Consider the following 18,852-nt stretch of genomic DNA (forward strand, 5'->3'; position numbering starts at 1 on the left):
TACGTGTCTGATCACGCGAGTCACGACTTTCCGCGCGTCTACGCAGCGAAGGGGCCCTTCACCGCGTGAGATGCGGTGAAGGGCCCCTTCAGCCCGTCATGGAAACTACTGCGTGACCGGGCGCACGTTCGACGACACGAGAGCCGCCAGCCGGTCGCCGATCGCGTGCGTCGCACCGGGCGACGCCTGGTCGCGGGTCGCGAGGTCGAAGGCCACCGAGGCCTCGATCCGCCGCGCCGCTTCCTTCTGTCCCAAGTGGTCCAGCAGCAGCGAAACCGACAGCACCGCGGCGGTCGGGTCGGCGAGCCCCTGGCCCGCGATGTCCGGCGCGCTGCCGTGCACCGGCTCGAACATGCTCGGGTTCCGCCGGGTGATGTCGAGGTTCCCACTCGCCGCCAGCCCGATGCCGCCGGTCACGGCCGCCGCCAGGTCGGTGATGATGTCGCCGAACAGGTTGTCCGTCACCACGACGTCGAACCGGGACGGGTCGGTCACCAGGTGGATGGTCGCGGCGTCCACATGGGAGTAAGCGACCGTCACCTCCGGGTGCTCCAGCGAGACCTCTTCGACGATCCGCGACCACAGCGAGCCCGCGTACTCCAGCACGTTCGTCTTGTGCAGGAGCGTCAGGTGCTTGCGCGGCCGCGCCTCGGCCCGGTTGAACGCGTCGGTCACCACGCGCCGGACGCCGAACGCCGTGTTGACGCTGACCTCCGTCGCGATCTCGTTCTCGGTGTCCTTGCGCAGCAAGCCGCCGTTGCCCGCGTACGGGCCCTCGGTGCCCTCACGCACGACGACCATGTCGATCTCGCCCGCCTCGGCGAGCGGTCCGCGCACACCCGGGTACAACCGGGCCGGGCGCAGGTTCACGTGGTGGTCGAGCTCGAACCGGAGGCGCAGCAGCAGACCGCGCTCCAGAATGCCGCTCGGCACCGTCGGGTCGCCCACCGCGCCCAGGAGGATCGCATCGTGCTGACGGAGTTCACCGAGTACCGACTCCGGAAGCAGCTCGCCGGTGGAGTGCCACCGGGCGGCGCCGAGGTCGTAGTTCGTGATCTCCGCCGTCGGTACGACCTCACCGAGCACCTTGAGCGCCTCGGAGACCACTTCGGGCCCGATCCCGTCTCCTGGGATCACCGCGAGCCGCATCCACACACCTCCGTAGACCAGGCCACCGGCAGTCCGGATGGCCCATCCGCAAGAAAACGCCAGCAGCGGAAGGTTACCGGCTGTAGCCCGGTAGCCGTAGCCGCACCACCCTTATGCCGGAGCCTCCCACAGAGCGAGACAGCCGAAAGAGTGAAAACAAGAAGGGACGCCCTGGCGGAAAGCATGCCGCCAGGGCGTCCCTCACCTCATCGAACGCGGGTCAGCGCACTATCGCGTCAGCCCACACCGATCGGCTGACGTCCGGTGTGCCGCCCGCCGTTGCCCGGCCGGTCGACACCCGAATTGCCGCCTCCGGCGTTCGTCTGGATCTTCACCACGTTCGCCCGGCTGCCCGAGGCGTTGTGGTGCTCGATCGCCAGGAGACCCAGCACGGTGTCCTGCGCGGCCGCGTTCCGGTTGACCACCAGCGCCGTGCCCGGCTTCGCGACGTAGCCCAGCGCGGAATCGCCGCCGCCCTGGACCGAGTACGCGGGAGCCAGTGCGTCGAACGAAAGCGGCGTGCCGACGTAGTCGATCGTCGACGAGCCCGCACCCGGTGCCGCGTAGAACCCGGAGGTCCCGACCGTGTAGCTGATCTTGTGCGACGCGGCGTTGGGGTCGATGTCCAGCGCGGCGATGCTCACCGGCAGCACGACGACGTTGGTGTCGTACACGTTCGTGTCGACGTCGCCGAGCTGGCCGTTGACCGGCTGGATGTCCACCTGCGGGAAGCCCGGCTTCAGCGCCACGGTGACCGCCACGAGGACGTCGGTGGACGTCACCTTGGTCACATAGGTCTCGAAGTCCGGCTGCCCGTCGCCCGTGGTGTCGATGTCCACGAACGGCGAGGTGTTGCTGCCCAGGTTGGCCAGGTCGCTCCAGGTGGTGAGACCGAAGGCCAGCAACGCGTTCTCCGGCTCACCCTGCGCCTTGGCCAGCGGAGCGGTGGACGCGGCGCCGATGTAGCGCAAGTCGGCGCCCTTGGCGGTCTGGTTCAGCGTGCAGTCGGTGGTGACGTCGCCGTCGCACTCGGGCAGCTGCGGGGATTCCGCCTGCAGTTCGAGCACGCTGATCAGCGAGCGGTACCGCTGCGAGCCGGTGCCCTGGTCCACACCCTTGCCGGTCAGGTTCAGCACGGCCTGGTTCTGGCCCGCGCCGAAGTTGACGTTGCCCGGGGTACTGATGGACGAGACGGGCTTCGGCGCGGAGTACACCGAGAGCCGCAGCGGGACGGTCGTGCCGCTCTTCGGGGTGAACGCGATCCGGCCGGAGGCGTCCGCCACGAACTGCCGGGCGAGGCCGACCTGCGTCGCCGCCATGGTCGGGTCCATGACCTTGCGGAGCGCCTTGGGGTCGGCGATCTTCAGGGTCACCTTCACCAGCGCGATGCCGCGCGGGCTCAGCTTCACGGTCGGCTTGTCCACTGTGTACTCGACACCGGGGAGCGCGTTCACGGCTTCGTAGCCCACCGAGTACTCGACCGGCTTGATGCCCTTGTTGACCACCTTGACCGTCTTAGTCAGGGTGACCGGGCCGCCCGCTTCGACGACACCGAAGTTGACTGAGACGAAGCCGGGGTTGTCGACGACGTAGGCCAGCACCTGGTTGTCCAGCGCGGCCTTCGCGTCGATCCGGCCGCTGCCGACGCGCTGCGGCCCGTAGGTGCGGCCCGACGCGTCGTGGATGTCGTGGCCGGCGGTGTTGATGACCGAGGCCTTGACCTCCTCGACCGACCAGTCCGGGTGCGCCTGACGGATCAGGGCGGTGATACCCGAGGTGTGCGGAGCCGCCATCGACGTGCCGGAGATGACCAGACGGCCCGCTCCGCTGCCCGCCAGCGCGGACGAGATCGTGTCACCGGGCGCCGAGACGTCCGGCTTGACGGCCGGGCCGCGCCCGCCACGCGAGGTGAACGAGCTCGGGGTGTCCACAATGGACTGGTCGAAGGTCGGCACGGACACGCGGCCCTTGCCGGTCATGCGGATCTGCAGCGTGCCCGCGGTCACCGCCGGGCGGACCGAGGCGGTCGCGCTGCCGGTCAGCTGGAACGTCGGCGTGGCGGCGTTGCCCGCGATCCCGGCCGAGAAGTGCTCCAGCGTGGACGAGAACAGCGCGCCCTTGGCACCGGCGGCCTGCGCGTTGTTCGAACGGGCGCCCGAACCGCAGGCACGGGTGGCGTCGTTGTCGTCCCATTCGAGGAACACGATCTTGCCCGCGGCCTTGGCCTTGTCGGCTTCGGAGTACGGCTTGCAGCCCGCGGCGTTGTCGGCCGACAGCGTGACCACCGGCGCGGTGACGTCGAGCGTGTCGTAGGTCGCGTAGTTCTGGCTGAACTGACCGGTCTTCGCGCCCTTGACACCGTCGGGAGCGACGGCCTCGACGGCATCGCGCAGGACGGACGCGTCACGGCTGCTGGCGACGGTCAGCGCCTCGGGTGTGTTGCCCGGCGCGCCGCCGACGTCGTTGAGGTCACCTCCGTTGCCCGCGGAGAACACCGGGACGACGTTGTTCGCGGCGATCTTGCGCACGAACAGCGAGTCCGGGTCGTCCGGGGTGGCGAAGTCGCCGCCCAGCGACAGGTTGACCACGTCGAGGTGGTCGGTGAAGTCGCCATCGCCGTCCGGGTCGAGCGACCAGTCGAGCGCCTGCGAGGTGACGTTGGTCGAGCCTTCGCAGCCGAAGACCTTGATGGCGTACAGCAGGGCCTTGGGCGCGGTGCCCGGGCCGATCTGCATCGCCTCGATCTTCTTCTTGTTCAGCTTCTTGTAGTCGCCGGTGAAGGTCTTGCCCGCTTCGTCCACACCGAATCCGGCGACCGTGCCCGCGACGTGCGTGCCGTGGTGGCCGCAGGCGAGCGGGTTGGGGTCCGGCTTCGGGGTCTTGAGGGCCGGGTCACTGCTGCCCGAGTCGTAGGCGTCGCCGACCAGGTCGATACCGCCGACGACCTTGTCGGTCGGGAAGGCGGGGGTGGCCTGGTCGCGGTTGATCGCCTTGTACGCCTCTACCGTGCCCGGGCCGCCGAAGTCGGCGTGGGTGTAGTCGATGCCGTCGTCGATCACGCCGACGCGGATGCCGTCGCCGTAGCGGCCGGTCTGCTGCCACGACGCGAGCGTGTTGGTCAGCTGGACCGCGCTGGAGTTCGTGCGGGTCTTCGGCACGACCTTCTTGACCGAGACGACGTCCGGCCGCTTCGCCAGCTCGCGGATCTTCGCCGCGTCGGCCGTGACGACCGCGCCGGCGACCGCGTTGGCGGTCTGGGTGACCAGCTGGGTCCCGGCGTCGGCGGCCTTGAGCTGGCCGACGACTGAGTTCACCGTCGCGGCGGCGTCCGCCTTGGCGTCCTTCGCGGCCTTCTTCGCCTTCTCCTTGCCGGCGCCCTTGTTCTGCTCGGCGTTGAAGGCGTCGACGGCGGGCTGCTTGGCCAGCTCGACGAAGGCGGTGATCTGCCCCTGGGCGGCCTTGAGCTTCGGCTCGACCTTTCCCTGGAATCCGTTACGGTCGATCTTCGCCGGCGTGACGCCGTCCGCGAGGGGGACATCCTGCGCGGCTGCGGTCGCCCCGGTCACGGACGTCGCGAGCAACGCGGCGAAGACCGCGGCCGATGAGCGGATCGCCCACCGGGGTACGCGGGATCTGTTCATGAGTACGTGCCCTCACTCGAGGCCTGGACTCGGAACCTGCCTGCCGCTCGAACACACCCCCGACGGTGAGCCCCGGCGCCGCGCCGTGCCCTTGACGGCGCGATGGTTCGGCCTCGCCGGAAGAACCTATCCGGGGACCAGCCCGACTTCAGTAGGCATTTTTCACCGTTATTGAATCTTGCTCTTCGCGAATGGTCGACTACTCGCGAAGCGTGGAATCAACTTGTTGGCCGGTAACGGAAATCGGGGCCCTTTCTCGCCACGGTAGTACATGAAGGCCCCCTTCCTTGCGCCTGGCGCAAGGAAGGGGGCCTTCATGTACTACTCGGGTCAGCCGAAGTTGACCGCGCGGATCGTGTGCGCGCCGACCGTGGCGCCGATCGGCTCCAGCAGGTGCGAGTCGACGGAACGGTCCACGCGCAGCAGCATGACCGCGTCCGCGCCGTCGGTGGTCTGGCTGATCTGCGCGGCCTCGATGTTGAGGCCCGCCTCGCCGAGCAGCGTGCCGACGCGGCCCATGATGCCCGGGCGGTCCGGGTACTCGAGCAGCAGCACGTTGCCCTCGGCGCGCAGGTCGAAGTGGCGGCCGTTGACCTCGACCAGCTTCTCGACCTCGTCCTTGCCGGTGACCGAACCGGACACCGAAAGGGTCGTGCCGTCGGCGTGGACCGCGCGGACGGTGACCAGGCTGCGGAATTTGGGGCTTTCGGGCTCGGTGACCAGATCGACCTGGACACCCAGTTCTTCGGCCACACGCGGCGCGTTCACGAAGGTGACCTGGTCCTCGACGACGCCGGAGAACACGCCGCGCTCGGCCGCGAGCGGCAGCACGCTGACGTCCTCGTTGGCCAGCTCGCCCTTGACCACGACGGTGACGGAGGCCGGGGCCTTCGGGTTCAGCGCGGTCAGCACGGTGCCGAGCTTCTGGGTGAGCGAGAGGTAGGGCCGGACGTACTCGCCGACCGTGCCGCCACCCGCGACGTTCACCGCGTCCGGCACGAAGTCGCCGCGCAGCGCGAGCAACACGGACTTCGCGACGTCGGTGCCCGCGCGGTCCTGCGCCTCGGCGGTCGAGGCGCCCAGGTGCGGCGTCACGACGACGTTCGGCAGGCCGAACAGCGGGCTCTCGGTGGTGGGCTCGGTGACGAACACGTCGATGCCGGCACCGCCGACGTGGCCGGAGCTGACCGCGTCCGCCAGCGCCTGCTCGTCGATCAGGCCGCCGCGCGCGGCGTTGACGATGATGACGCCCTGCTTGGTCTTCTTGAGCGCCTCGGCGCCGATCAGGCCCTTGGTCTCCGGGGTCTTCGGCAGGTGGATGGAGATCGCGTCGGCGCGCTCCAGCAGCTCGTCCAGCGTGACCAGCTCGATGCCGAGCTGGGCGGCGCGGGCGGCCGAGACGTAGGGGTCGTACGCGATGAGCTTGGTGTCGAACGCGGCGAGCCGCTGCGCGAACAGCTGGCCGATCTTGCCGAGGCCGACCACGCCGATGGTCTTGCCCTGGATCTCGACGCCGGAGTAGGCGCTGCGCTTCCACGCGCCACCCTGGAGGCTCTGGTCCGCGGCCGGGACCCGGCGGGCGACGGCGAGCAGCAGCGCGACGGCGTGCTCGGCGGCGGAGACGATGTTCGACGTCGGCGCGTTGACCACCAGCACACCGCGTTCGGTGGCGGCGGGGACCTCGACGTTGTCCAGCCCGACACCGGCGCGGGCGACGACCTTGAGCGAGGTGGTGGCGCCGAGGACCTCGGCGTCGACCTTCGTCGCGGACCGCACGAGCAGCGCGTCCGCCGTCTTCACGGCCTCGAGCAGCGCGGGACGGTCCGTGCCGTCCACATGCTGGACCTCGACCTCGTCGGAGAAGACACTCAGCACGGAAGGCGCGAGCTTCTCGGCGATGAGGACGACGGGCTTGTTCGGCTTGGTCACGATACGGCTCCCACTATCTGGTCTGTGCCTGCGACTCACTGTTGACGGTCACGCCGTTGTGCCCGGTTGCGCCGCAGTTTAGACCTGGTGACAGGGGATTGTTAACTCGCCCGTAATCCCGCGAAAACGAGATCGAGGAGCCGTTCGAGACCCTTGTCACCCGAAAGGTGTTCGCCGGCCCAGGAAAGCGCGTGCAGCAGCACCAGTAATTCGTGCACTGTGACATCCGCCCGGAGCTCACCCGAGGCCTTCGCCCTTTCCACTAGCTGGGATACCTGGTCCCGCATGGCGTGACAGGACGCATACAGCGGCGAGGTCTCGTCGTTGAGGACGTCGACCATCAGTTCGGGCAGGCCGCGGTAGCGCGCCGACTGTTCACCCATCCCGGCGAACCAGGCTTTCAGCGCGTCCACCGGCTCCGGGGAGTCCAGGAGTTCGCGGGCCACCTCGGCCTGCGTGTCGAAGCCCTCGCGAAGCACCGTCTCGACCAGCGCTTCACGTGTCGGGAAGTGCCGGTAGAGCGTTCCGATGCCGACGCCGGCCCTGCGGGCGATCTCTTCCAGAGACGCCTCGACCCCGTGCGCGGCGAAGGCGTGCCTCGCCTCTTCGAGGAGGCACTCGACGCGGGCGCCCCGGTCGACGTCCCGACACGGGTCCTCGTGAGTGGTGAGGACGGTTCTAACCATCCTTACCACTCACGAGGCCTCTGCGAGGTTGTCCCGATCCTGACGGCCCCTGGCCCGACCGAGCCTCGCCGAAAGTACGACGTTCACCGAACAATGGCCCCATGCGAGCGATCAGCCAAAACCGCCTGGGCGGCCCCGAAGTCCTCGAACTCGTCGACGTCGAAAGACCTGCCCCCGGCCCGACCCAGATCCTGGTCCGGGTGCACGCCGCCGGCGTCAACCCGGTCGACTGGAAGACCCGCGAGACCGGCGGCATCGGTCCGATGGGCGATCCGCCGTTCATCCTCGGCTGGGACGTGTCCGGCGTGGTCGAGGAGGTCGGCGCGGGCGCATCCTTGTTCTCCCCCGGCGACGAGGTCTTCGGCATGCCGTCGTTCCCGTTCCAGGCCGGGGCGTACTCCGAGTACGTCGCCGCGCCGAGCCGTCACTTCGCACGTAAACCGTCCACTTTGGACCACGTGCACGCGGCCGCGGTGCCGCTCGCGGGGCTGACCGTCTGGCAGAGCCTCGTCGACACGGCGGACATCCAGCCCGGGCAACGGGTTCTGATCCACGCGGCGGCGGGTGGGGTCGGACATCTCGCGGTCCAGATCGCCAAGGCGCGCGGCGCGTACGTGATCGGGACGGCAAGCGCGGCCAAGCACGAATTCCTCCGCGGTCTCGGCGCGGACGAGCTCGTCGACTACCGGACGGCGGACTTCGCCGAGGAGGTCCGCGACGTCGACGTCGTCCTCGACACGATCGGCATGGAGTACGGGCCCCGGTCGCTAAAGACGCTGCGCCGCGGCGGCAGGCTCGTCCAACTCACCCGCACGAACGACGAGCGACTGCCGGAGCTGGCCGAAGCCGTCGGAGTCACCGCCGGGTTCACCCTCGCCGAGCCGGACCGCACCGGACTGCTCGCACTGGCCGAACTCGTCGGCAGCGGACGGCTCAAGCCGGCCATCGACACCGTGTTCCCGCTGGAAGAGGCCGCGAAAGCCCAAGAACTCGTGGCCGCGGGGAAGACCACGGGGAAGGTCGTGCTGTCCGTCGCGGACTGACCCGGTGGACACATGAACGCGAGAAGGTACAGGGCGGATGTCCTGATTCACGGGACAACCGACCCATCAGCCAAGCAGGATCACGCAACGCCGGTCACGGTCTAAGACGGCAGGTCGAATTCGCCGTCCCGTACGCCTTTCACGAACGCGTCCCATTCCGCCGGAGTGAACACGAGCAGGTCGCCGTCCGGTTCGACGACCCGGCGCATCGCCGTGTAAGTGACGCCGTCGGTGTGCGGCACCAGCGCGTACTCGACGCAGTCCTCGAGGTCCGCGCCTTCCGGTTCTCCGCGGATCCACACCACGTCACTCAAGTCCAGTTCGGGCCGGACATGGGCCTTGTCGTCCACCGGCTGCTCACTCATGGTGCCCACGCTATCGCTTTCCGACGCGCAAAACGAAGGGGCCCTTCGCGGTGAAGGGCCCCCTCGCGGTGAAAACTAGGCGGTTTCGGTGATCGGCCGGTCCACCCACGACATCAGGTCGCGCAGCTTCTTGCCGGTCTCCTCGATCGGGTGCTGGTTGCCCTGCTCCTCGAGCTTGGTGAAGTTCGGCCGCCCGGCCTCGTCCTCGGCGACCCATTCGCGGGCGAAGGTGCCGTCCTGGATCTCGCCGAGGATCTTCTTCATCTCTTCCTTGACCGCCGGCGAGATGACGCGCGGGCCGCGGGTCAGGTCGCCGTACTCGGCGGTGTCGGAGATCGAGTAGCGCTGACGCGCGATGCCGCCCTCGTACATGAGGTCGACGATCAGCTTCAGCTCGTGCAGCACCTCGAAGTAGGCGATCTCCGGGGCGTAGCCGGCCTCGGTGAGCACCTCGAAACCGGTCTGCACCAGCGCGGAGGCGCCACCGCAGAGGACGGCCTGCTCGCCGAAGAGGTCGGTCTCGGTCTCCTCGGTGAAGGTCGTCTTGATGACACCGGCGCGGGCGCCGCCGATGGCGGCCGCGTAGGAGAGCGCGAGCGCCTGCGCGTTGCCGGAGGCGTCCTGCTCGACCGCGATGAGCGCCGGGACGCCCTTGCCGTCGACGAACTGGCGGCGGACCAGGTGGCCCGGGCCCTTCGGCGCGACCATGGCGACGTCCACGCCGCCCGGCGGCTTGATCAGGTCGTAGCGGATGTTGAAGCCGTGGCCGAAGAACAGCGCGTCGCCGTCCTTGAGGTTCGGCGCGATGTCCTGCTCGTAGATGAAGCGCTGCTTGGTGTCCGGCGCGAGGATCATGATCAGGTCGGCTTCGGCGCTGGCCTCGGCCGGGGTGAGCACGCGGAGACCCTGCTCCTCGGCCTTGGCCCGCGACTTCGAGCCCTCGGGCAGCCCGATGCGGACATCGACGCCGGAGTCGCGCAGGCTCAGCGAGTGCGCGTGACCCTGGCTGCCGTAGCCGATCACGGCGACCTTGCGACCCTGGATGATCGAAAGGTCCGCGTCGTCGTCGTAAAAGATTTCCACTGCCATGAGGGGTACTACTTCCTTTCCTGACTTACAAACTTAAATGCACCCTGCGAAGCGAAGCTTCTCCATTGAGAGTGGTGGCGGGGGCATGGATGGATGACTAGCGGGCGGAGGTGGCGGTGATCGAGCGAGAGCCCCGGCCGACCGCGACCATTCCGGACTGGACCAGTTCGCGGATGCCATAGGGCTCCAGCATCCGCAGCAGGGCACCGATCTTGTCCGAGGTCCCGGTGGCTTCGACGGTGAGCGCCTCGGGAGACACGTCCACCACCTTCGCGCGGAACAACTGCACTGTTTCGAGGACCTGGCTGCGCACGGTGGCGTCCGCCCGGACCTTCACGAGCAGCAGTTCACGCTGCACGGCTGTGGACTTTTCCAGTTCCACGATCTTGATGACGTTGACCAGCTTGTTGAGCTGTTTGGTCACCTGTTCGAGCGGTAGCTCTTCGACGGCGACCACGATCGTCATCCGGGACACCTCGGGATTCTCCGTGGGCCCGACGGCGAGGGATTCGATGTTGAAACCACGCCGGGAGAACAGTCCGGAAACCCGCGCGAGGACACCGGGCTTGTTCTCGACCAGAACGCTCAGGGTGTGCACGCTCATCGGGCGTCTCCTTCTGTCGCGGCGTTCAGCTCCGCCTCGGCGGCGACTTCGTCGTCGTCGAAGAGCGGGCGGATCCCGCGCACGGCCATGATTTCGTCGTTACCGGTGCCCGCGGCCACCATGGGCCACACCTGGGCATCCTTCCCCACCACGAAATCGATCACGACGGGGCGGTCGTTGATCTCCATGGCCCGCCGGATGGTGGCGTCGACGTCCTCCTTGGTCTCACAGCGGAGCCCGGCGCAGCCGAGCGCCTCCGCGAGGAGGGTGAAGTCGGGGATGCGGTGCTTGTGGGTACCGAGATCGGTGTTGGAGTACCGCTCGGAGTAGAAGAGGTTCTGCCACTGGCGGACCATGCCCAGGTTGCCGTTGTTGATGACGGCGACCTTGATCGGCGCGCCTTCGATGGCGCAGGTGGCCAGTTCCTGGTTCGTCATCTGGAAACAGCCGTCGCCGTCGATGGCCCACACCTGCTTGTCCGGCACGCCGAACTTGGCGCCCATCGCGGCGGGAACGGCGAAGCCCATCGTGCCGAGACCGCCGGAGTTGATCCAGGTGCGCGGGTTCTCGTACTTCACGAACTGCGCGGCCCACATCTGGTGCTGGCCGACGCCCGCTGTGTAGACCGCGTCCGGGCCGACGAGCGAACCGATGCGCTCGATGACGTACTGCGGGGAAAGCGTCCCGTCCTCGGGCCACTCGTAACCGGCCGGGTAATCGTCGCGCCAAGCGCTCGCCTGAGTCCACCAGTCCTTCAAATCCGGCTTCGCGGACTTGTCGGTCTCGGCGCGGACGGCCTCGATCAGCTCGGTGATGATCTCCGCGCAGTCGCCGACGATCGGCACGTCCGCCTTGCGGTTCTTGGAGATCTCGGCCGGGTCGATGTCGGCGTGGACGACGGCTGCGTCCGGCGCGAACGAGGACAGCTGGCCGGTGACGCGGTCGTCGAAGCGGGCACCGAGTGCGATCAGCAGATCCGCCCGCTGCATCGCGGCGACCGCGGCGACCGAACCGTGCATCCCCGGCATGCCGAGGTGCTGTGGGTGCGAGTCGGGGAACGCGCCGCGCGCCATCAGCGTGGTGACGACGGGGATCCCGGTCAGCTCGGCCAGTTCCATCAGCTGGCGCGAGGCGTTGGCCTTCACCACGCCACCGCCGACGTAGAGGACCGGGCGCCGGGACTTGCCGATCAGCCGGGCGGCCTCGCGGACCTGCTTGCCGTGCGGGCGCAGCGTGGGCCGGTAACCCGGCAGCCGCAGCTCCGTCGGCCAGGAGAAGGAGGTCATCTCCTGCAGGACGTCCTTGGGGATGTCCACCAGGACCGGGCCGGGGCGGCCGGTCGAGGCGAGGTGGAACGCCTCCGCGATGGTGCGCGGGATGTCCGCCGGGTCGGTGACCAGGAAGTTGTGCTTGGTGATCGGCATCGTGATGCCGCAGATGTCGGCTTCCTGGAAGGCGTCCGTGCCGATCAGCGCGCGGGACTGCTGTCCGGTGATGGCGACGACCGGGACCGAGTCCATGTTCGCGTCGGCCAGCGGGGTGACCAGGTTGGTCGCGCCGGGACCCGAGGTGGCCATGCACACACCGACCTTGCCGGTCGCCTGCGCGTACCCGGTGGCGGCGTGGCCCGCGCCCTGTTCGTGGCGGACCAGGACGTGGCGGACCTTCGTCGAGTCGAGCAACGGGTCGTACGCCGGGAGAATGGTGCCGCCGGGAATACCGAACACGACTTCCGCGCCCACCGACTCGAGCGAGCGGACGAGCGACTGCGCGCCCGTGACCCGCACCGGGGTCCCGGCCGGCGGCGCCGGCTTGGGACGTGCTCCAGAGGTTCCGGCGTTCGCTTCAGCTCGCGAGGTGGCACTAGTCATCGCTTGTCTGCCTCGTCTTGTCTAGTCACTCGTTCGGGTATTCATTGGCTGGTCGGGCAAGTGAAATTGTTCCAGGCAACAAAAAACCCCCGCCGACCGGAGTGGTCGCACGAGGGTCGCGCGTCGACGCAGCGGAGACTTCCCTAAGCGTCGACGCGCTTGGGAAGTACGAGGCCGGTCTGCGTTGTCACGAGAGTGAAGCTAGCCGCTCGCCGTCAAGAGTGTCAACTCTGCGGGACGGCGATTCCGCATACTGGACACCTTCGACGCATGGCGCGACCCGCGTTCGGGGCCGGGAAGGCGGCGGTGCACCATCTTTGACGTGGCAGAAGAAAAGCAGCGGGAACAGGCGAACGAGGACCGCAAGGCCGTCTTCAAAATCCCGAACACGGCGTTGCTGGCGATCGCTTTCCTCGTCGTTTGTGTGACGCCTGTCGCGTTCGGCGACGTGCCGTACCTCCAGTGGCTCTACCTCTTCCCGATCGCGCTGGCGGTGTTCGTCATCCGGACCCGCACGACGGCGACGGCCAAGGGGCTGGAGGTCCGCACGATGTTCGGGCGGCGGGACCTGCCGTGGGCCTCCCTCAAGGGCCTCGCCATCACCGACAAGGCGAAGGTGCGGGCGGTGCTCAAGGACGAGACCAAGATCGCGCTCCCCGCCGTGCGCACTCGCCACCTGCCGGTGATCTCCCTGGTCAGCGCGGGTCACATGGCCGATCCTTCCGGGCTGACCGACGACGTCGGCAAGGCCGGGGAGAAGGCTCCGGAGAAGGGCGCGGATTCCGGGGAGTAGGATTGGTAGGACCAGTTTGGCGCTCGTTCGCCCTGGTCCCCATCCCGAACCTTGGAGTCAGCCGTGCCTCAACTCCGTTCCCGGACCACCACCCACGGCCGCAACGCGGCGGGCGCCCGCTCGCTCTGGCGCGCCACCGGAATGACCGACAGCGACTTCGGCAAGCCGATCGTCGCCATCGCGAACTCCTACACCCAGTTCGTGCCGGGGCACGTGCACCTCAAGGACCTCGGCGAGATCGTGGCCGGCGCGGTGAAGGAGGCGGGCGGTGTCGCCCGCGAGTTCCACACGATCGCCGTCGACGACGGGATCGCCATGGGGCACAGCGGAATGCTCTACTCGCTGCCCTCGCGCGAGATCATCGCCGACTCCGTCGAATACATGGTGAACGCGCACCAGGCCGACGCGCTGGTCTGCATCTCCAACTGCGACAAGATCACCCCGGGCATGCTGAACGCCGCCATGCGGCTGAACATCCCGGTGGTCTTCGTCTCCGGCGGGCCGATGGAGGCGGGCAAGGCCGTGGTCGTCGGCGGTGTCGCGCAGGCGCCGACCGACCTGATCACCGCGATCGCCGCGTCGGCCAGCAGCGAGGTCGACGAGGACGGGTTGTCCATTGTGGAGCGTTCGGCCTGCCCGACCTGTGGATCGTGCTCGGGCATGTTCACCGCGAACTCGATGAACTGCCTCACCGAGGCGCTCGGGCTCTCCCTGCCGGGCAACGGTTCCACCCTCGCCACGCACGCCGCCCGCAAGGCTCTGTTCGAGGACGCCGGGCGCACGGTCGTCGAACTGTGCAAGCGCTGGTACTCCCACGACGACGAGTCCGTGCTCCCGCGTTCGATCGCGTCGAAGAAGGCGTTCGAGAACGCGATGGCCCTCGACATGGCGATGGGCGGTTCGACCAACACGGTGCTGCACATCCTCGCCGCCGCGCGGGAGGGCGAGGTCGACTTCACCATCGACGACATCGACGCCATCGGCCGCCGCGTGCCGTGCCTGTCGAAGGTCGCGCCGAACTCGGACTACCACATGGAGGACGTCCACCGGGCAGGCGGCATCCCGGCCATCCTCGGCGAACTGCACCGCGGCGGGCTGCTGAACACCGACGTCCACTCCGTGCACTCGCCGGACCTCGAGTCGTGGCTGTCCACTTGGGACATCCGGGGGAAGGAAGCGTCGGAGCGGGCGATCGAGCTGTTCCACGCCGCGCCGGGCGGGGTCCGGACCACGGAGGCGTTCTCCACCGAGAACCGCTGGTCCTCTTTGGACACCGACGCGGCGGACGGCTGCATCCACGACGTCGAACACGCCTACACCAAGGACGGCGGGCTCGCGATCCTGCGCGGCAACCTCGCCGAGAACGGCGCCGTCATCAAGTCCGCGGGCATCGACGAGGAACTCTGGCACTTCGAGGGCCCGGCCAGGGTGCTGGAAAGCCAGGAGGAGGCGGTTTCGGCCATCCTCAAGAAGGAGATCCAGCCCGGCGAGGTGCTGGTGATCCGCTACGAAGGTCCCGCGGGCGGCCCCGGCATGCAGGAGATGCTGCACCCGACGGCGTTCCTCAAGGGCTCGGGGCTGGGCAAGAAGTGCGCGCTGATCACCGACGGCCGGTTCTCCGGCGGCTCGTCGGGCATCTCGGTCGGGCACATCTCGCCCGAGGCCGCCGCCGGCGGGACGATCGGCCTGGTCCAGAACGGCGACCGGATCCTGCTCGACGTCCACGAACGCCGTCTCGAACTGCTCGTCGACGCGGACGTGCTGGCCGAGCGGCGCGCGAAGATGGAGGCGAGCGAGCGGCCGTGGCAGCCGGTCTCGCGGGACCGGAAGGTGACCGCCGCGCTGCGGGCTTACGCGCGGATGGCGACGTCGGCCGACACCGGCGCCGTGCGGGACCCCAGCAAGTAAGCATTTAGTCGACTGAATGCGGTGGTCAGCGGCACAGGACGATCACCACGACCGAGGCGGCCGCGGCCAGCAGCAGTCCGATCAGGCCGAACGAAAGCGGCCGCTTCCGCCACGGGGTGTTGACGTCCAGCGCGATCCGCCCGGAGCCCGCGAGCAGCACGGTCAGCGAGGCGGCGCCCAGCAGGAGTTCGAACTCGAAGCCCTGCCCTTCCTTCTGGAAGAACCCGCCGCCGAACTTCACGTACACGATGTTCGCGCAGACCCCGAGCAGCGCGGCGGCGCCGATCGGGGTGAACAGGCCCACCAGCACGAGTGCGCCGCCGAGCACCTCGCTGATCCCGGTGATCCACGAAAGCAGCGTGGTCTGGCTGGTGTAGCCGAGGCTGCCGAGCACTCTGGCGAAACCACCGACCCCGGGCCCGCCGAAGGCGCCGAAGAGGTGCTGGAGCCCGTGCGCGCCCATGGTCACGCCGAGCACCACTCGCAGGACGAACAGACCGAGATCGATCCCGCCCCTGGTCTCCGCCGGGCCGGGGCCGGTGTCGGCGTCGGCCACGTCCGAGATCATGCTGGTCTGATAGTCATCGCTCACGCGCGAAGGTTAGGGGAAACGAGCCCGTCAGGCGACCGGTGTCCGTGTTCCCGTGTCGATACGGACGACACGCGCCGTCCCGCTGGTCACGCGAGACCGGGCAAGAGGCCGCTCCGGTGCGACGGCTCAGAACAGGGTCGCGGGCTCGACCGGTTCGGGCTCGGGCAGTGGGTCGAGCCCGGGCACCTGGGCGCGCACGTCGTCGTGGAACCGGCGGGCGAGCGCCGGCGCGTCGTCGTTGTCGGGGGTGTGCACGAAGACCGTCGGCGACCGGCCGTCACGCAGCCACTCGGCGACCACCTCGGTCCACGGTTCCCATCCCTGGACGGTCTCCTCGGTCGAGTCGCGGCCCAGGTAGCGGACGATCGGCCGGTCGGTCAGCGCCCGCGTCCGCCGCGGCAGCCGGGGTTTCCTGGTCCAGGCTTCCTGCTCGGCCTCGCTGACCGGCGGGCTCCGGAAGAAGACCGTGGTGTCGAACGGCACCCACTCCGCGTCCGCGTCGGTGAGTGTCCTCTCCAGCAGCGACGTCGAGCGGGCGTCCGTGTGGAAGCCGGGGTGACGCACCTCCACGGCGCGCCGGAGGCCGGCGGGGAGACGGCGCAGGAAGCGACCGAGGGCGTCGACGTCCGACGGGCCGAACGAGCCGGGCAACTGGGTCCACAGGACCGCCCGTTCACCGAGGGGTTCGATCGCGTCCAGGAACGCCCGCATCTCGGTCTCGACACCGGCGAGCCGGCGCTCGTGTGTGACGATCTTGGGCAGCTTGACCACGAACCGGAAGCCGGTGCCGGTCTGCCGCGCCCACGTCGCGACGGTGTCCCTGGCGGGGGTCGCGTAGAAGGTCGTGTTGCCCTCGACCGCGTTGCACCAGCTTGCGTAGGCCCGCAGGCGCTCCCCTGCAGGCAGCGACCGCGGCACGAACCGCCCGGCCCATGCCTTGTGCGTCCACATCGCACAGCCGACACGAAGACTCGCCACGCTGATCAGTACTCGCCGTGGACGATGTTCTTCGGCAGCTCTCCACCCAGATAGTGGCTCAGCTCCCGGGCCACCACCGCGTAGGCGCGCTGCCGTCTCCCGCTCACGGCGCCCGCGACGTGCGGTGTCAGCAGCAGTCCCGGCACCTCCCACAACGGATGCCCGCCGGGCAGCGGCTCGGGGTCGGTCACGTCGAGGGCGGCGCGCAGCCGTCCCGACGCGAGTTCCGCGACGAGCGCGTCGGTGACCACGACCGGTCCTCGCGAGACGTTCACGAGAATCGCCTCGTCCGGCATCGCGGCCAGGAATTCCGCGTCGACCATGCCCCGCGTGTGCTGCGTGAGCGGCACCATCAAGACCGTGACGTCGTGTTCGGGCAGCAGGGCGGGGAGCTCGTCGGCGCCGTGGACGCCCTCACGAGCGGTCGTTCCCACCATCGTGCAGCGCACGTCGAACGTCTCCAGCCGTCGGCGCAGATGCCTGCCGAGGTCGCCCGCGCCGATGATGAGGGCCCGCTTGCCCTGCAGGGTGTCGGTGGTCCGGCGCTCCCAGTGCTTCCGCCGCAGGCCGTCGGCGAAGCCGTCGAGACCTCGGTAAATCGCCAGGAGGACCGCGACGACCCATTCGGCCGAGCTTCCGCCGTGCGCGCCGCGACAGGTCGAGAGCAGGACGCCGTCCGGCACCTTGCCGATCCAGTCCTCGGCACCCGCCACCAGCAGCTGCACGAGTTTGACGTTCGGCAGTTCGCGCCAGAGTTCCTCGCTGGGCTGGTCACCGCTCACGAGGACTTCGGCCTCCGCGGCTTCGGCGGGCACCGGCTCCCCGCGGCGGTACACCACCGGGCGCACGCCCTCGATCTCCGAAAGCGCGGCCACTCCCTCTTCGTCGGGTACGAGAACGGTTACGGTCATGATCACCACGGTATCCAGTGCCGCTTACCTGAGGCTCACGTATGCCCACCTAGGCTGGGCCCGTGCGTACCCGGTACCGGCGGAAATGGACCGCGCCGCTGGCCATGCTGGCCTGCGGCGCGCTGATGCTTTCCGGTTGCGCCGAATTCGACAATACCGCCGCCGGCCAGAAATTCACCCCCGTCAACCCGCCGTCCCCCGAGGTCCCGCCGCAGATCGGGCCGGGCGGTGAAGCGGGTGACGCCGGTCCCGGCCGCGGCAACGGGCCGAACCAGACGCCCACGCCGGTCCCGCCGCCGCAGGGGTGCAAGGACTTCGACAAGGCCGTCATCGCGACCTGCCTGGACACCATCGCCGCCGTCGCCGCGATTCCCGGTGACGGCAGCGCGCCCAGCGCCCTCGCGGGCGAACGCAAGAGCGGACGGATCCTGCTCGCCGCCGCGGAGAAGGACCCGGCCGACTGGGCGACCATCTCCGTGGACGGCTCCGGCGACGGCGGCCTCACCTCGCTCGCCCTCTCCCCCGGCTTCGCCGAAGACCAGCTCGTCTTCGCCTACATCACCACCCCGACCGACAACCGGGTCGTCCGGCTGGCGAAGGGCCAGGCGCCGAAACCGGTGCTGACCGGCATCCCCAAGGGTTCCACCGGCAACCGGGGCGCGCTCGGCACCGACGCCAAGGGCGCGCTCCTGGTCGCCACCGGTGACGCGGGCAACCCCGGGCTCGCGGCCGATCCGGCGTCGCTGGCCGGGAAGGTGCTACGCATCGACACGTCGGGCAAACCGGCTCCGGGCAACCCCACGCCGGGTTCGGCGGTCTTCTCGACCGGTGTGCACTCCCCCGGCGGGATCTGCCGCGACCAGGCCGGTTCCCGGCTGTGGCTGACCGACAGGCTGGCGGACAAGGACGTCCTGTACCGGCTTCGCGGTGGCCAGCCGCTCACCACCCCGGCGTGGAGCTGGACCGACAAGCCCGGTGTGGCGGGTTGCGCGGACTTCATCGGCGCCACCGGCTATCTCTCGATCACGACGTCGATCGCGGGCAACCTGCAGAATCTGCCGGTCACCCCGGACGGAGCGGTGACCGGCAAGCCGAACGTCGTCATGGACGGCAAGGTCGGCAAGCCGCCGAAGACCTTCGGCAGGCTCTCCGCGATGAGCATGGTCAACCCGCAGATCGCGCTCGCCGGGACGATCAACAAGGACGGCGGTGCACCGGTTTCGAGCGACGACCGCGTCATCATCATCACTCCGTCGGCCAGTTCCGGCGGGGGCGGCAAGGACTGAGCGACAT

At 69.0% G+C, this 18,852-nt stretch carries 15 protein-coding genes; 4 read left to right on the forward strand and 11 right to left on the reverse strand.

The window, feature by feature from the left end; genetic code table 11:
* Positions 1-105: 105 nt before the first annotated feature.
* The 4 genes from H074_RS18645 to H074_RS18660 form a co-directional block, all read right to left on the reverse strand.
* Positions 106-1,149 (reverse strand): 3-isopropylmalate dehydrogenase, encoded by a 1,044-nt coding sequence (locus tag H074_RS18645; RefSeq protein WP_007031599.1) that lies wholly within the window; start codon positions 1,147-1,149, stop codon positions 106-108.
* A 236-nt stretch (positions 1,150-1,385) separates the two neighbouring features.
* Positions 1,386-4,790: a S8 family peptidase gene (locus tag H074_RS18650; RefSeq protein WP_007031600.1), complete on the reverse strand. Its 3,405-nt coding sequence runs from the start codon at positions 4,788-4,790 to the stop codon at positions 1,386-1,388.
* 330 nt (positions 4,791-5,120) lie between these two features.
* Entirely contained in the window at positions 5,121-6,719 is a 1,599-nt protein-coding gene (gene serA / locus H074_RS18655) for a phosphoglycerate dehydrogenase (RefSeq protein WP_007031601.1), read from the reverse strand.
* Positions 6,720-6,820: 101 nt separating this feature from the next.
* The gene (locus H074_RS18660; RefSeq protein ID WP_007031602.1) at positions 6,821-7,405 is read right to left on the reverse strand and encodes a TetR/AcrR family transcriptional regulator; all 585 of its coding nucleotides are present in this window, start codon (positions 7,403-7,405) and stop codon (positions 6,821-6,823) included.
* Between the two features lie 101 nt (positions 7,406-7,506).
* Here H074_RS18660 and H074_RS18665 point away from each other — a divergent pair, with 101 nt between their 5' ends.
* Complete coding sequence (locus H074_RS18665) at positions 7,507-8,448, forward strand: NADP-dependent oxidoreductase (protein WP_007031603.1); 942 nt, start codon at positions 7,507-7,509, stop codon at positions 8,446-8,448.
* A gap of 101 nt (positions 8,449-8,549) precedes the next feature.
* Here H074_RS18665 and H074_RS18670 read toward each other — a convergent pair whose 3' ends face one another.
* The 4 genes from H074_RS18670 to H074_RS18685 all read right to left on the reverse strand — a co-directional run bounded on the left by H074_RS18670 (position 8,550) and on the right by H074_RS18685 (position 12,377).
* Positions 8,550-8,813 (reverse strand): DUF397 domain-containing protein, encoded by a 264-nt coding sequence (locus tag H074_RS18670; RefSeq protein WP_039922872.1) that lies wholly within the window; start codon positions 8,811-8,813, stop codon positions 8,550-8,552.
* A gap of 75 nt (positions 8,814-8,888) precedes the next feature.
* A complete protein-coding gene (gene ilvC, locus H074_RS18675) occupies positions 8,889-9,902 on the reverse strand; it encodes a ketol-acid reductoisomerase (RefSeq protein ID WP_007031605.1) in 1,014 nt (337 codons plus the stop codon).
* Between the two features lie 97 nt (positions 9,903-9,999).
* Positions 10,000-10,506, reverse strand: coding sequence for an acetolactate synthase small subunit (gene ilvN / locus H074_RS18680; RefSeq protein WP_007031606.1), 507 nt, complete (start codon positions 10,504-10,506; stop codon positions 10,000-10,002).
* Positions 10,503-12,377 carry an acetolactate synthase large subunit gene (locus H074_RS18685; RefSeq protein WP_039922770.1) on the reverse strand — a complete coding sequence of 625 codons (1,875 nt, stop codon included), beginning with the start codon at positions 12,375-12,377 and terminating at the stop codon, positions 10,503-10,505. Before H074_RS18685 ends, ilvN begins: the two co-directional genes overlap by 4 nt.
* A gap of 322 nt (positions 12,378-12,699) precedes the next feature.
* On the opposite strand from H074_RS18685, the gene H074_RS18690 reads away from it, so the two are divergent.
* A complete protein-coding gene (locus H074_RS18690; RefSeq protein WP_007031608.1) occupies positions 12,700-13,170 on the forward strand; it encodes a PH domain-containing protein in 471 nt (156 codons plus the stop codon).
* A 63-nt stretch (positions 13,171-13,233) separates the two neighbouring features.
* Positions 13,234-15,078 carry a dihydroxy-acid dehydratase gene (gene ilvD / locus H074_RS18695; RefSeq protein ID WP_007031609.1) on the forward strand — a complete coding sequence of 615 codons (1,845 nt, stop codon included), beginning with the start codon at positions 13,234-13,236 and terminating at the stop codon, positions 15,076-15,078.
* A gap of 25 nt (positions 15,079-15,103) precedes the next feature.
* On the opposite strand, the gene H074_RS18700 is transcribed toward ilvD, so the two are convergent.
* The 3 genes from H074_RS18700 to H074_RS18710 all read right to left on the reverse strand — a co-directional run bounded on the left by H074_RS18700 (position 15,104) and on the right by H074_RS18710 (position 17,559).
* Positions 15,104-15,646, reverse strand: coding sequence for a DoxX family protein (locus tag H074_RS18700; RefSeq protein WP_007031610.1), 543 nt, complete (start codon positions 15,644-15,646; stop codon positions 15,104-15,106).
* Positions 15,647-15,796: 150 nt separating this feature from the next.
* The gene (locus H074_RS18705; RefSeq protein ID WP_007031611.1) at positions 15,797-16,621 is read right to left on the reverse strand and encodes a DUF72 domain-containing protein; all 825 of its coding nucleotides are present in this window, start codon (positions 16,619-16,621) and stop codon (positions 15,797-15,799) included.
* A gap of 32 nt (positions 16,622-16,653) precedes the next feature.
* The gene (locus H074_RS18710) at positions 16,654-17,559 is read right to left on the reverse strand and encodes a 2-hydroxyacid dehydrogenase (RefSeq protein WP_039922873.1); all 906 of its coding nucleotides are present in this window, start codon (positions 17,557-17,559) and stop codon (positions 16,654-16,656) included.
* Positions 17,560-17,621: 62 nt separating this feature from the next.
* Here H074_RS18710 and H074_RS18715 point away from each other — a divergent pair, with 62 nt between their 5' ends.
* A complete protein-coding gene (locus H074_RS18715; protein WP_007031613.1) occupies positions 17,622-18,845 on the forward strand; it encodes a PQQ-dependent sugar dehydrogenase in 1,224 nt (407 codons plus the stop codon).
* Positions 18,846-18,852 lie beyond the last annotated feature (7 nt).

The organism is Amycolatopsis decaplanina DSM 44594 (assembly GCF_000342005.1).
GTDB lineage: Bacteria > Actinomycetota > Actinomycetes > Mycobacteriales > Pseudonocardiaceae > Amycolatopsis > Amycolatopsis decaplanina.

Excerpts from the sequence above, each read along its gene's own strand:
- H074_RS18645 (WP_007031599.1), bottom strand. The coding sequence starts at position 1,149 with ATGCGGCTCGCGGTGATCCCAGGAGACGGGATCGGGCCCGAAGTGGTC.
- H074_RS18650 (WP_007031600.1), bottom strand. The coding sequence starts at position 4,790 with ATGAACAGATCCCGCGTACCCCGGTGGGCGATCCGCTCATCGGCCGCG.
- H074_RS18660 (WP_007031602.1), bottom strand. The coding sequence starts at position 7,405 with ATGGTTAGAACCGTCCTCACCACTCACGAGGACCCGTGTCGGGACGTC.
- H074_RS18665 (WP_007031603.1), top strand. The coding sequence starts at position 7,507 with ATGCGAGCGATCAGCCAAAACCGCCTGGGCGGCCCCGAAGTCCTCGAA.
- H074_RS18670 (WP_039922872.1), bottom strand. The coding sequence starts at position 8,813 with ATGAGTGAGCAGCCGGTGGACGACAAGGCCCATGTCCGGCCCGAACTG.
- ilvC (WP_007031605.1), bottom strand. The coding sequence starts at position 9,902 with ATGGCAGTGGAAATCTTTTACGACGACGACGCGGACCTTTCGATCATC.
- ilvN (WP_007031606.1), bottom strand. The coding sequence starts at position 10,506 with ATGAGCGTGCACACCCTGAGCGTTCTGGTCGAGAACAAGCCCGGTGTC.
- H074_RS18685 (WP_039922770.1), bottom strand. The coding sequence starts at position 12,377 with ATGACTAGTGCCACCTCGCGAGCTGAAGCGAACGCCGGAACCTCTGGA.
- H074_RS18700 (WP_007031610.1), bottom strand. The coding sequence starts at position 15,646 with ATGATCTCGGACGTGGCCGACGCCGACACCGGCCCCGGCCCGGCGGAG.
- H074_RS18705 (WP_007031611.1), bottom strand. The coding sequence starts at position 16,621 with ATGTGGACGCACAAGGCATGGGCCGGGCGGTTCGTGCCGCGGTCGCTG.
- H074_RS18710 (WP_039922873.1), bottom strand. The coding sequence starts at position 17,559 with ATGACCGTAACCGTTCTCGTACCCGACGAAGAGGGAGTGGCCGCGCTT.